The 13596-nt window shown below is 38.6% G+C and carries 13 protein-coding genes; all 13 read left to right on the top strand.

Annotation, left to right across the window (positions count from 1 at the left end):
- Positions 1-2 precede the first annotated feature (2 nt).
- Positions 3-2723, top strand: a complete 2721-nt coding sequence (gene fdhF / locus IGJ04_RS00685) for a formate dehydrogenase subunit alpha (RefSeq protein ID WP_438839783.1) — start codon at positions 3-5, stop codon at positions 2721-2723.
- A gap of 17 nt (positions 2724-2740) precedes the next feature.
- A complete protein-coding gene (locus IGJ04_RS00690) occupies positions 2741-3943 on the top strand; it encodes a molybdopterin molybdotransferase MoeA (protein ID WP_438839784.1) in 1203 nt (400 codons plus the stop codon).
- A 264-nt stretch (positions 3944-4207) separates the two neighbouring features.
- On the top strand, positions 4208-4717 hold the full coding sequence (gene moaC / locus IGJ04_RS00695; RefSeq protein ID WP_438839785.1) for a cyclic pyranopterin monophosphate synthase MoaC: 510 nt from the start codon (positions 4208-4210) through the stop codon (positions 4715-4717).
- Positions 4714-5688 (top strand): GTP 3',8-cyclase MoaA, encoded by a 975-nt coding sequence (gene moaA / locus IGJ04_RS00700; RefSeq protein WP_438839786.1) that lies wholly within the window; start codon positions 4714-4716, stop codon positions 5686-5688. Before moaC ends, moaA begins: the two co-directional genes overlap by 4 nt.
- A gap of 2 nt (positions 5689-5690) precedes the next feature.
- Positions 5691-6125 carry an MOSC domain-containing protein gene (locus IGJ04_RS00705; protein WP_002357714.1) on the top strand — a complete coding sequence of 145 codons (435 nt, stop codon included), beginning with the start codon at positions 5691-5693 and terminating at the stop codon, positions 6123-6125.
- A complete protein-coding gene (locus tag IGJ04_RS00710) occupies positions 6118-6600 on the top strand; it encodes a MogA/MoaB family molybdenum cofactor biosynthesis protein (RefSeq protein ID WP_002361756.1) in 483 nt (160 codons plus the stop codon). The genes IGJ04_RS00705 and IGJ04_RS00710 overlap by 8 nt, the downstream gene beginning before the upstream one ends.
- A gap of 3 nt (positions 6601-6603) precedes the next feature.
- Complete coding sequence (locus IGJ04_RS00715) at positions 6604-7575, top strand: molybdopterin-binding protein (protein WP_010713437.1); 972 nt, start codon at positions 6604-6606, stop codon at positions 7573-7575.
- Positions 7576-7593: 18 nt separating this feature from the next.
- Positions 7594-8394, top strand: coding sequence for a molybdate ABC transporter substrate-binding protein (gene modA / locus IGJ04_RS00720; protein ID WP_002357711.1), 801 nt, complete (start codon positions 7594-7596; stop codon positions 8392-8394).
- Positions 8395-8402: 8 nt separating this feature from the next.
- Positions 8403-9074 (top strand): molybdate ABC transporter permease subunit, encoded by a 672-nt coding sequence (gene modB / locus IGJ04_RS00725; RefSeq protein ID WP_002360415.1) that lies wholly within the window; start codon positions 8403-8405, stop codon positions 9072-9074.
- A complete protein-coding gene (locus IGJ04_RS00730) occupies positions 9071-10075 on the top strand; it encodes an ATP-binding cassette domain-containing protein (RefSeq protein WP_438839787.1) in 1005 nt (334 codons plus the stop codon). Before modB ends, IGJ04_RS00730 begins: the two co-directional genes overlap by 4 nt.
- Before the next feature lie 121 nt (positions 10076-10196).
- A complete protein-coding gene (locus tag IGJ04_RS00735) occupies positions 10197-12299 on the top strand; it encodes a heavy metal translocating P-type ATPase (protein ID WP_002398260.1) in 2103 nt (700 codons plus the stop codon).
- A gap of 268 nt (positions 12300-12567) precedes the next feature.
- A complete protein-coding gene (gene zapA / locus IGJ04_RS00740) occupies positions 12568-13011 on the top strand; it encodes a cell division protein ZapA (RefSeq protein ID WP_002357706.1) in 444 nt (147 codons plus the stop codon).
- Between the two features lie 19 nt (positions 13012-13030).
- Complete coding sequence (locus tag IGJ04_RS00745) at positions 13031-13579, top strand: CvpA family protein (RefSeq protein WP_002357705.1); 549 nt, start codon at positions 13031-13033, stop codon at positions 13577-13579.
- Positions 13580-13596 lie beyond the last annotated feature (17 nt).

The following is a 13596-nucleotide window of genomic DNA, read 5'->3' on the forward strand; positions in this document are numbered from 1 at the left end:
AAATGAAAACAAAGTTGCATACGCAAACAGTTACATTGTCTATTGATAACCAAGAAGTAACTGTGCCTAAAGGGACTACCATTCTCGAAGCAGCGAAAGGGCTAGGTGTTGAAATCCCAACGCTCTGTCATTTAAAGGAATTAGCGCCTGATGGTTCTTGTCGGATGTGCGTGGTTGAGGTGGAAGGCGGCCGACGTGGTGGCTTAACAACTGCTTGTACGGCACATTGTCAAGAGGACATGGTTGTGTCAATACATTCTGAAAAAGTTGCTGATTCCAGACGTTTTATTCTTGATTTATTATTGAGTAATCATAAATTAGAATGTTTTTCTTGTGGAAAAAACGGGGATTGTCAATTACAACAGTATGCGCTAGATTATGGGATTGACGCCACTAGCTTTACCGAGGGGAAAAGAATGCCTTGCCACCAAGAAGATACCAGTAATCCATTTTTCTCTTATGATCCAGAAAAGTGTATCATGTGTCGTCGTTGTGCCCGTGTCTGTCAATTGCGGCAGGGAAGAGATGTACTTAGTATTGCTAATCGTGGCTTTGAAACAAAAATGATGCCAAGTTATGGGCAGCCGTTTGATCAGTCTATCTGTGAATCATGTGGCAATTGTGTCTCTTCCTGTCCTACAGGAGCGTTAACAGCAAAAGATACGAAAGAGTACCGCAAATGGGAAACCCAGAAAATTCCTACAACTTGTCCACATTGTGGGACAGGCTGTCAGATGAATTTACTCGTTAAAAATAATCGTTTGGTGGGTGTTGAACCCCTGGATGGACCAGCTAATAAAAATTTACTTTGTGTGAAAGGAAAATTTGCTTCATATAAATTTGTTGGGTCAGGAGATCGCTTAACGGAGCCATTAATTAAACGGAATGGGATTTTTGAACCTGCTTCTTGGGAAGAAGCCTTAACGCTTGTTTCGTCAAAATTTAACGAAATTAAAGCAGAAAACGGTCCGGATGCTCTTGCTGGTTTTTCGTGCTCTAGAGCGACAAATGAAGATAATTATGTCTTTCAAAAAATGGTGCGTGCTGCTTTTGGGACCAATAATGTTGATAACTGTGCCCGTGTTTGTCATTCGGCTTCGGTCCATGGTTTAGCCCAAACCTTAGGCTCTGGTGCGATGACTAATCCTATTGCTGATATCACTGAAGATGTCGACATGATTTTATTAGTAGGTTCCAATCCAGAAGAAGCTCATCCAGTTATTGGTGCGCAAATTCGCCAAGCCATCCAAAGAGGAACGCAAGTTGTTGTTGTTGACCCGCGGAAAATTAACTTAGTGAAGGATAGTGCGCTGCATTTACAAGTTCAGGCGGGAACGAATGTCGCATTTGCTAATGGCATGATGCATGTGATTTTGAAAGAAGGTTTAGCAGATCACCATTTTATTGAAGAACGGACAGAAGGATTTTTAGATTTAGAAAAAATGGTGGCTGATTATACGCCGGAAAAAGTCGCAGAAATTTGTCATATTCATCCAGAAGATTTAATTCAAGCAGCACGCATGTATGCAAAAGCAGAGAAAGCACCAATCATTTATTGTTTAGGCGTAACGGAACATTCGACAGGAACTGAGGGTGTTATGAGTATGTCTAATTTGGCAATGTTGGTTGGTAAAGTTGGAAAACCAGGCTGTGGTGTCAATCCTTTGCGAGGTCAAAATAATGTTCAAGGTGCTTGCGATATGGGCTGTATGCCTTATGATTTCCCAGGCTATCAAAAAGTCAATAATCCAGAAGTAATCGACAAATTTGAAAAAGCTTGGCATGTGCCGTTAAATCGAAACACAGGTTTAACTTCTACTAAAGTCTTGCCAGCAGCAACGGCAGGAAACGTCAAAGGCCTTTATATTTTTGGAGAAGATCCAATTGTTACGGATCCAGACACAGGACATGTTCGTCAAGCTTTAGAAAGTTTAGACTTTTTAGTTGTTCAAGAATTATTTATGACCGAAACGGCTGCTTATGCAGATGTCGTTTTACCAGGCATCAGTTATGCAGAAAAAGACGGGACATTTACAAATACAGAACGGCGCGTGCAAAGAGTCCGTAAAGCTGTTGAACCAAGAGGACAAGCGCGAGAAGACTATGAAATTTTTTGTGAAGTCATGACACGAATGGGCTATCCTTGTGCGTATGAATCTGCAAAAGAAATTATGAAAGAAATTTCAGCTGTGACGCCTTCGTTTGGTGGAATTAATTATGAACGATTAGAGAAGGAGAGCTTACAATGGCCTTGTCGTAGCTTGACAGATCCAGGTACGCCGATTATGCATGTGGGCAGTTTTGCTCGTGGGAAAGGTTTATTTAAAGCAATTCCGTATAAGCAAGCACAAGAATTACCAGATGAAGAGTACCCGTATTTAATGTCGACAGGCCGAATGCTTTACCATTACAATACCCGAGCAATGACAGGACGAACGGAAGGGATTAACCAAATAGCGAATCACTCTTATATTGAGATAAATGCAGTCGATGCACAAGCTCTGGGAATCCAAGAAGGTGACAAAGTTGAAGTTCATTCTCGACGTGGCAAAATTGAAACCTATGCGGCTGTCGGAAATCGAGTATTTCCGCAAGAAGTCTTTATGACATTCCATTTTCCAGATGGAAATGTTAACGAAATCACCAATGCTGTATTTGATGATATCGCCACAATTCCTGAATATAAAGTTTGTGCCGTTGCGATTAAACCAGTGAATAAATAAAAAAGGATGGTTAAAACATGATCGAGTTGGAAGAAGCACGAGAGAAAATGACCCAACATATGAAGAGTCAATGTGAAACAGAAGAAGTGGCGCTGCTTGATTCCTTGGGGCGGATTAGCGGAGAAACCATTTTTGCAGAGACAGCGATTCCTCATTTTCCTCGTGCCGGGATGGATGGGTATGCCGTTCGTGCAGTAGAAACACGAGGTGCGACTGCTGAAAGCCCAAGTTGTTTAAAAGTCGTTGGTTCTTTAGTGGCAGGGGATTCCATGTTTTATTGTAATCAGACGAATAACTGTGCGATTAAAATAACGACAGGTGCTTTTATTCCAACCGATTTTGATGCTGTAGTGCCACAAGAATGGACGGATTTTGGGCAGGACCATGTTAAAATTTTTCGCTCTGTCACTGCGGGCCAAAACTATGCGGAAATTGGAGAAGATATTGCTTTTCAGCAAAAAATTTTAGCAAAACATCAACAGATTAATAGTCGCATGATTGGTCTGTTGGCAATGCAAGGGATTGATAAAGTTGTTGTATTGAAGCGCATGAAGGTGGGGATTTTAGCGACGGGTAGTGAGTTAGTTTCTTTGGAAGAACCGCTGTCAGTTGGGAAAATTTATAATAGTAATCTCTACATGTTAGCAGCTTTTGTCAAAGCGAGTGGCAATGAAGTAATCCACCTAGACCATTGTTCAGATGACCCTGAAGAATTAGTGAAGAGGCTGATTGAGATTTCACCAAAACTTGATGTATTAATTACTTGTGGTGGTGTTTCGGTAGGTGAAAAGGACAATTTACCTTTAGCGATTAAACGTATCGGAGGAACAGAGTTGTTTCATTTTGTAAATATGAAACCGGGAACCCCAGTTATGGGAAGTCAATTTCAAGAAACACTCATTTTAAGCGTTTCAGGCAATCCGTTTGCGGCAATGGTTAATTTACATCTTTTTTACTGGACATTATTAGCTACTTTTTTTAATTGTGTCGAGTTAAATCTAAAGGAACGAACAGTAATTTTAGCGCATGAATTAGCCCCCAGTAGACTACGTCGATTTTACCGAGCGAAAGAAATAGATGGCACAGTAAATTTAGTGACAAAAAGTCATCTTTCATCCAATTTATCAAATACTTTAGAAACAAATTGCTTACTAGAACAACCAGCTGGTGTACTACTCAAAAAAGGCGCGCTTGTAAAAGTCTATTATTGGCAAACTTGATGACAACCTGACCTAAGATTAGTATGAAAGTAAGCCATCAGTCGAGTCGACTGGTGGCTTATTGCTTATCAAGTTTTAAGACTTAGACAAAAGTCTGGTCAGGCTAAGCGAAGCACGTAATTTTTGTCGCTTAACGTTTTTTTTACTTCGATTTCTCGCTAAAAAAAATTGTGGATGCCAGATTGTTTTTTTGATGCAAGAGTGATACACTTGAAAAAGAAGTATTGTGTAAACGTTAACAAATGTCAAATGTGAGGTGGAGAAATGGTTCAAAGTAAGGAATTTACGCACTTGAATACACAAGGAGAAGTGCACATGGTTGATATTTCGGAAAAAAATGACACTGAAAGAACAGTCCTCGCTTATGGAGAAATTCACATGTTGGAAGCGACAGCAGAAGCGATCCAGACCCAAATGATTAAAAAAGGTGAAGTATTACAGGTAGCAAGAGTAGCTGGGATTACCGCCGCAAAACGAACGTTTGAATGGATTCCTTTGTGTCATTTGGTTGCTTTGACAAAGTGTGAAATTCAGTTTAATTGGCGCAATCAAACTTGTTTAGAAGTACGTTGCTTTACAAAAACAGTGGGTTCAACTGGCGTTGAAATGGAAGCGCTAACAGGTGTGCAGGCAGCACTCTTAACAATTTATGACATGTGTAAAGCAATTGATCGAGGAATGACAATGACAAACATTGGTTTATTAGAGAAAAATGGTGGACGCAGTGGTCATTTCATTCGTTCTTCAATTAAATCAAAGGAAAGTGATGAGTGAACAGCATGAAAGATGCATTTAACCGTGAAATTGATTATGTTCGTTTGTCTTTAACAGATCGTTGTGACTTACGTTGCACGTATTGCATGCCAGCAACAGGTCTTTGCTTTTTAAAAAAAGAGCAGCTTCTAACAGATGATGAGATTATTTTTTTACTGAGTATATTAGCGAAAGAAGGCATCAAAAAAGTTAAATTAACAGGTGGTGAACCGCTTGTTAGACCAAATTTACTCTCTTTAATTAAAAGGATAAAGCAAATCTCAGGAATCGAAAAAGTAACCCTAACGACTAATGGCATGAAGTTAGCTCGTGAGGCTCAAGGGTTAAAAGAGGTGGGCTTGGACGGCATTAATATTAGCTTAGACACTTTGGATACAGAAGAATTTCGAGAAATAACAAGAGTTGGTCAGTTAAGGAATGTTCTGGCGGGCTTAGAACAAGCGATTGATGTGGGATTACCTAATATCAAAATTAATACTGTAGCTAGGAAAGAGCTAAGTGAAGCAACAATTGTAGAACTGGCTGAAATCGCTAAGAAAGAGACTGTGCATCTTCGTTTCATTGAAATGATGCCAATTGGATTAGGGAAGGAGCATCCAGGTAAGCAACAAGAAGAAGTAGAAGACATTTTAACCAAACATTATGGAACGTTACAACCATACCAAAAACCATTGGGCAATGGCCCTGCTAGTTATTACGCCTTAAAAGATTTTAAAGGAAAAATAGGTTTTATTAGTGCATTAGGGCATTGTTTTTGCGAGACGTGCAATCGAATTCGAATTACTGCAGACGGCCATTTAAAAACGTGCCTGCATTCTGCAGACGGCTACTCGTTAAAGGAAGCTTTAGCTAAGGAACAAACAGCAGAATTGTTAGGGATTATCAAGAGTGGCATTGCCTGTAAGCCTGAAAAACATCTTTTCTTGGAACAACAAGGAGAACAACGATTTATGTCACAAATAGGAGGGTAAGTATGAAAACAGGAGAAATTATTGCAATAAATATTAGCCCACGAAGAGGCACACAGAAAAAGGAAATTCCTGAAGTCAACTTAATTAAAGGTTTCGGATTAGAAAATGATGCGCACGGCGGGAATTGGCATCGACAAGTCAGTTTGTTATCTTTTGAAGAAATAACGGCTTTCAATGAAAAAGGAGCTCGGGTTGGCAATGGTGCTTTCGGGGAAAACATAATCGTCTCAGGGATTGATTTACGTCAATTACCTGTTGGAACGAAAATGAAAATAGGCGATTCCGAATTGGTGGTTACTCAAATTGGGAAAGAGTGCCATAAACACTGTCAGATTTATGCGCGAGTGGGCGATTGCATCATGCCTAGAGAAGGAATCTTTGCAGTTGTTGTGACAGAAGGTCATATTAAAAAAGGAGACCAGTTAGACGTTGTTTAAAGTTGGCATTGTAACATTAAGTGATCGTTGCTTTCAAGGACTTGCTGTCGACCAATCGGGGCCCTTGATTCGTGAACAGTTACCTGCGCTCTACCAGGTAACCAAACAAACCATTTTACCAGATGAAGAAAATCAATTAGTAGAGCTATTGCAAGAGTGGTCTAAGACCTGTGATTTGATTTTAACGACAGGCGGCACAGGGTTGAGTGAACGGGATCGGACCCCAGAAGCTACCTTACGTGTAGCAGAGCGAATCATTCCTGGGATCAGTGAGGGCTTGCGTCAACTTAGCTTGGAAAAAACACCATTTGCTATGTTAAGTCGAGGCGTTTCTGTTCAAAGAGGACGCACGCTCATTGTTAATTTGCCTGGTAGTCCAAAAAGTGTAACAGAACATTTGCATTTTTTGTTGCCTGTTTTGCCCCACGCTTTGGATTTAATCACAAATAAAAAAATCATACATGATGAGGAATAAACCATGAAAACAATTCGAACAGAAGAGGCAGTTGGCCTTCCGTTGAGTCATGATATTACGCGAATTGACTATGGAAAGACCAAGGAAGTGTGTTTTAAAAAAGGACATATAGTTGTTCAAGAAGATATTCCAATTCTTTTATCATTAGGGAAAAAACATCTGTTTGTTTCCTTGGATCCAGCAGAAATACATGAAGAAGAGGCAGCGACATTTTTGTATAACCTGTTAACAGATGACTCATGTCAGCCGAGTGAAGTCCATGAAGGAAAAATTGTTGCTAAAGCTAGCACGAGAGGTCTTTTAAAAGTCAATCGAGAAAAATTAATTGCTTTAAATGAAATTGAAGGTCTTGCCTTGTCAACTAAAATTACCAATATAGAAGTTCAGAAAGATGAAAAAGTTGCAGCCTTTCGAGTGATTCCACTAACAATTTCTAAAAGCCAATTAGAAAAGGCATGCCAGTTCAGCACGTCTGAGCCACTAATCTCTGTGAAACCTTTCAAAAAAATACGGGTCGGGATTGTAACTACTGGCAGTGAAGTTTACACAGGATTGGTTGAGGATGCTTTTTACCCTGTGTTAAAAGCCAAGTTCTCCGCGTATCCTTTAGTTACGATTGTCAAGCAAGAAATTGTCGATGATCAGCCGCAAAAAATTACTGTTGCGATCAAAAAGATGTTAGCACAAGGGCTTGATCTGATTGTTTGTACAGGTGGTATGAGTGTAGATCCTGATGATTTGACACCGTTAGCAATTAAGCAGACAGGTGCTGAAATCGTAACCCATGGGACACCAGTCTTACCAGGCTCAATGTTTTTGCTGGCTTATAAAGGAGAGCAAACGATCATTGGCTTACCAGGTGGTGTTTTATTTTCAGAAAAAACGGTTTTTGATTTGTTGTTACCAAGATTAATGGCCAAAGAAGTGATTAAAAAATCTGAAATTATTGACTTGAGTTATGGCGGGTATTTATAAAAGAAAAGAGGCGTTCAAATGTCTAAACAAAAAAAGACTGTGTTCTTGCTTAGTTTATTCAGTTTAGTTGCCCTAATTGCTGCATGTACAAATCAGCCGCAAAAAGAAACAGTTTCAACAAAAAAAGAAGAAATAACCCTTGCGGCAGCAGCTAGCTTAGAATCAGTCATGGAGAAGAAAATTATTCCAGCCTTTGAAAAAGAGCATCCAGATATTCAGGTAACTGGAACCTATGATAGTTCTGGAAAATTACAGATGCAAATTGAAAAAGGCCTAAAAGCCGATGTATTTTTCTCGGCTTCGACAAAACAAATGAATGCATTGGTTGCAGAAAAACTAATTAATAAGAAAAGTGTCGTTCCTTTATTGGAAAACCAGCTTGTTCTTATTGTGCCTAACCAAGATCAAGCAAAGTGGCATGATTTTTCTGATTTAAAAAAAGCCCAAATGATAGCAATTGGTGATCCTGCGAGTGTTCCAGCTGGTCAATATGCCGAAGAAGGCTTAAAAGCTTTAGGTGCTTGGTCCTATGTAGAAAAACACGCAAGCTTTGGCACGAATGTAACAGAAGTCCTTGAATGGGTAGCGAATGCAAGTGCAGAAGCTGGCTTGGTTTATGCGACAGATGCAGCAACCAATTCAAAAGTAGCGATTGTTGCGGCCATGCCTGAAGCTGCTTTGAAAAAGCCAATTATCTATCCAGTTGGTAAAGTTGCCGCCTCTAAGAAACAAAAATCAGCGGATGCTTTTTTAAATTTTTTACAGAGTCAACAATGCAGAAAATATTTTGAAAATATTGGCTTTAAGTTAACAAAGTAGGTGGGAAAATGGATGTTCGACCAATTCTTTTATCTTTTCAGACAGCAATAATCGCCATTTTATTTACTTTTATTTTAGGAACAGGCGTTGCATATATTGTTTTTCGTTTGAAAAATCGTAAATTAAAAATTCTTTTGAATAGTTTATTTACGTTGCCATTAGTTTTACCGCCGACTGTTTTTGGTTTTTTTCTCTTAACTATTTTTGGTGTTCAGCAACCAGTCGGCCAGTTTTTACTTGATTTTTTTGCCATTCAAGTTGTTTTTTCATGGCCAGCTACGGTTATTGCTGCCGTTGCTGTTTCATTTCCTTTAATGTATCGTTCAGCCTTAACGGCGTTTGAACAAATGGATAGTGAGTTGTTGGCGGTGGCCCAGACACTCGGGTTTTCGGAAAGTCGATATTTTAGAAAAATTGCGTTACCTTTGTCGATGAACGGTCTCTTGGCCGGTGGCGTGTTAGCCTTTGCCCGCGGGTTAGGCGAATTTGGAGCGACGACAATGTTAGCAGGGAATATTGCTGGCAAAACAAGAACGCTTCCTTTAGCTATCTACTCTGCTGTAGCAAGTGGGGATTGGCGTTTAGCCAATCAATATGTTGTGATTATGTTATTACTTTGCCTGATTATTTTATTTTTTACGGAATTTTTTAGTCAGCGCGCTTGGAGAAGATCGGAATGAGATTAATTGTTGATATTCAAAAAGAATTGAAAAGTCATACTTTGCAAATTCAGTTTGAAACAAAGACTCAAACAACAGGAATTTTAGGTGCTTCTGGTTGTGGCAAGAGTATGTTATTAAAATGTATTGCGGGTGTTGAGACTGCGGATAAAGGTCAGATTGTTTTAAATGATCAAGTCTTATTCGATGCTGAACAAAAGATCAATTTGTCGCCGCAACAACGAAAAATTGGTCTTTTGTTTCAACAGTATGCGTTGTTTCCTCATTTATCGGTAGTAGAAAATCTGACGTTCGTGACAAAAGATTTACAATTGGTCACTCAATTGCTTGCGTCTTTTCACTTAACTAAAGTCCAACAACAATATCCTAGTCAACTTTCTGGAGGACAAAGACAACGAGTGGCTTTTGCGCGAATGCTAGCGGCTCAGCCGGCTTACCTATTATTAGATGAGCCATTTTCCGCATTAGATGCACCCTTAAAGGAAGAGCTGCAAATTGAACTTCAACAGCGATTAAGTAATTTAAATCAACATGCCTTAATTGTGAGTCATAGTTTAGATGAACTGTATAAGTTATGTCAGAGTTTAGTGATAATCACAAAAAAACAAACACTTTTTGGTGCAACAAATCAATTATTTAACCAACCTCAAACGATTGAAGCAGCTAAACTCACTGGTTGTAAAAATATTTGGCCTGTCAAACGCATAGATGCGCACAGAGTCCAAGTGATTGGCTGGCAACAAACACTAACGGTTACACAAGAAGTTCCTATTTCTTGTCATTCTATTGGTATTCGGGCCCATGATTTCACAACAGAACCGCAGGCAACCAATCAAATCGAAGTGCATCACTTACAAACATTGTCAGCACCTTTTGAACAAAGTGCTTGGTTTCAACACCAACAAACCAAAATTTGGTGGAAAGGCAGCAATAGACTCAATCCGAAAGTTATTACTCAGTTATCCATTCCACCTACAGCAATTATGCCATTATGTCTATAAAATAGAAAAAGATTACGTGAAGCAGTTGACATATGATCGCATCTTCATTTATAATAGATTCATGAAAGGTTATTCATGTAAACGGAATAATCGCTATTATATAGGGAGTGAAGGTGTTTAAATGCAAAAGAGTTATAAACTAGAAGGACTTGATTGTGCAAGTTGTGCAGACAAAATTGAAAAATCTGTCCAAAAAATTCACGGAGTAGAAAAAGCGCGTGTAGACTTCATGGCTGAAAAAATGACACTGGAAGTTGAATCAGGACATGATTTAGAAGTCGAAAATGAAGCGCGTGCAGTGATTGGTAAGTTAGAACCAGATGTCAAAGTTATTTCTTTAAAAGATGTCAAAGAAGAAGAGGGACGTAATCCAAATAAGAATCGCTTAATTCGTATCATTATTGCATTTGTTTTATTTTTAGCACTTATTATCATTAAGCCAAGTAATAATTGGGTTGCTTTGGCGTCTTATTTAGTCGTTTATGTCTTAATTGGTGGCGACATTGTCAAACGAGCGGTAACGAATATTTTTCGTGGGGAAGTGTTTGATGAAAATTTCTTAATGTCTGTGGCAACGATTGGGGCATTTTTTATTGGGGAATATCCCGAAGCTGTGGCAGTAATGTTGTTCTACCAAGTCGGCGAATGGTTCCAAAGTGCTGCGGTTGATCAATCCAGAAAATCAATTGCCAAATTAATGGATATTCGTCCAGATTCAGCAAATCTTTTAGTAAATGGACAAATAAAAGCGGTCGCTCCAGATACAATTGAAATTGGGCAACAAATATTAGTGAAACCAGGTGAAAAAGTTCCATTAGATGGTCAAATTATTGATGGATCAAGTATGGTAGATACCTCTGCGTTGACTGGTGAATCCGTTCCAAGAACGGTCAAAGTCGGCGATGAAATCTTAGGTGGTTTTATTAATAAAAATGGGGCCTTGACTATTAATGTTACGAAAAAATTTGGGGATTCAACAGTTAGCAAAATTTTAGATTTAGTTGAAAATGCTAGCAGTAAAAAAGCCCCTGCAGAAAACTTTATTTCTAAATTTGCTCGTTACTATACACCAGTTGTCGTTGTTTTAGCTGTCTTATTGGCAGTGATTCCACCATTTATTTTCCCTGATACTTCTATTAATGAATGGGTTTATCGGGCATTAACGTTCTTGGTTATTTCTTGTCCATGTGCCTTAGTCATTTCTGTTCCTTTAAGTTTCTTCGGTGGAATTGGCGGAGCCAGCAAACTAGGTGTTTTAATTAAAGGGAGCAACTATTTAGAAATTTTAGCGAATACGGAAACGATTGTTTTTGATAAAACTGGTACGCTAACAAAAGGAAATTTTGTGGTTCAAAACATAACTAGTGTTGTTTTACCTGAAGAAGAGTTGTTGCGTTTAACAGCAACAGCAGAACAATTATCCACTCATCCAATTGCTATTTCTATTAAAGAAAGCTATGGCAAAGAAACTGTTCCAGCAACAGCAATTGAAGAGGTTGCCGGTCACGGTATCAAAGCCACAATTGAAGGCAAAACAGTTTTAGTCGGTAATGCGAAGTTAATGAGACAATTTGGTATCGAAGCACCAGAAGTGAAGGAAGCGGGAACTTTAATTTTTGTCGCTATTGATAATCAATTTGCAGGCTACTTAGTGATTGCGGATCAATTGAAACCAGACGCCATTTCAGCAATAAAAGAATTAAAAGCTGAAGGGGTCAAACAAACTGTTATGCTGACTGGAGACAATCAACAAGTTGCAGAAGCTATTGCAAAAGAAGTTGGTGTTGACAAAGTTTATGCGGAACTTTTACCAGATGGCAAAGTGGATCGTTTAGAAGAGTTGTTAAAAGCATCTTCACCTAAAAACAAAGTTGCCTTTGTTGGTGATGGTATGAATGATGCACCTGTTTTAGCTCGGGCTGATGTTGGGATTGCCATGGGTGGTTTAGGAAGTGATGCGGCAATTGAAGCTGCTGATGTGGTGATTATGAATGATGAACCAAGTCGTATCGCCTCTGCGATTAAATTATCAAGAAAAACATTGAGAATTGTTAAACAAAACATTATCTTTGCGATTGCTGTTAAAATTATTGTTTTGGTACTAGGTGCATTAGGCTTGGCTTCAATGCAAGCAGCAGTGTTTGCTGATGTTGGTGTAACTATTATCGCTGTTTTAAATGCTATGCGTTGTTTACGTGTAGAAAAGATGAAAGATAATAACTAAGCCTTAAAAAGTACAGCTGAAACAAACATTTTTAGCTGATTATCAGAGTTTGAGCGTGGGACAAAAATCACTTTGACTTTTTGTTCCACGCTTTTTCTCCTACACAATTTCTATTCGTTCTTAAATTGCCAGAGTTCTTGTAAAGAAATCTTTAAATTTTTCGCTTTGTGGCATATAATAAGAGAGAATTTGTACGAAAATTGCGCTTCGCTTTTTTTTCATGGTACAATAAGCAAGAATGGATTGATTTACAGGAGGGAACCTCAACATGGCATCAAATGAAAAAACACGATATAAAGCAATCATTGCAGACCATACGTATACAATTATTGGCCAAGAGTCAAAACAACATATGGATTTAGTCACAAAAATTGTCAACGAACAACTGGCGGAAATTAAACATCTTTCTCCGCAAACTGATACGGAACAAGCTTCTGTTTTATTAGCAATTAATGCAATTTCAGATCAACTAAAAAAACAAGAATATGCTTTAAAATTGGAAAAACAAGTAGCAGATTTAAAACAGAAAACCATTCGTTTGGCTGAATTAGAGAATCGTGTGCGCCGAATGGAAATTATCGAAGAAGAAGCACGGGATGTTTTGAAAAAGAATGGACAAGAAGATGTAGAAATTCATAATCATGTGGAAGCCCAACAAATTTTGAATGAAAATCGAAAACAGCAGATTCAAAATAAAGGTGTTTCGGAGTAGTTCCTGAAAGGATGACAAGATGTTAACAATACTTATTTTATTACTTTTAGCCTTTGGATTTTATACAGGAGCTAAACGAGGCTTGATTTTACAAGTGCTCTATTCGGTAGGTTACTTAATTTCATATTTTGTTGCTCGAACCTATTACAAAGAGGTCGCCTCTCATTTAGAATTGTATATTCCATATCCATCGGTTACGCCAACGTCAAAGCTTGTCTTTTTTAATCAAGAGATTTCTTTAGACTTGGACAAAGCCTTTTATTCAGCGGTTGCGTTTTTATTATTGCTGTTTGCAGGCTGGTTAGTCGTTCGCTTTTTAGCGATCTTTTTACATGGATTAACATTTATTCCAGTTTTGAAACAGGTAAATGGACTATTAGGTGGCGTATTAAGTGTTCTTGTATTATACGTGGGTCTTTTTCTAGTGTTAGCTACGGCGTCAATGATTCCGTCAGATATTGTCCAAAATCAGTTTCGGTCAAGTGGCTTGGCACGAGGCATTGTAAAAAATACCCCAATTCTAACAAAACAAGCATATGAATTATGGGTTGAACCAATTACGAAATAAAGCTGAATGGGACTGAG

Origin of the sequence: Enterococcus sp. AZ050 (genome assembly GCF_051715085.1) — a bacterium.
Lineage (GTDB): Bacteria > Bacillota > Bacilli > Lactobacillales > Enterococcaceae > Enterococcus > Enterococcus faecalis.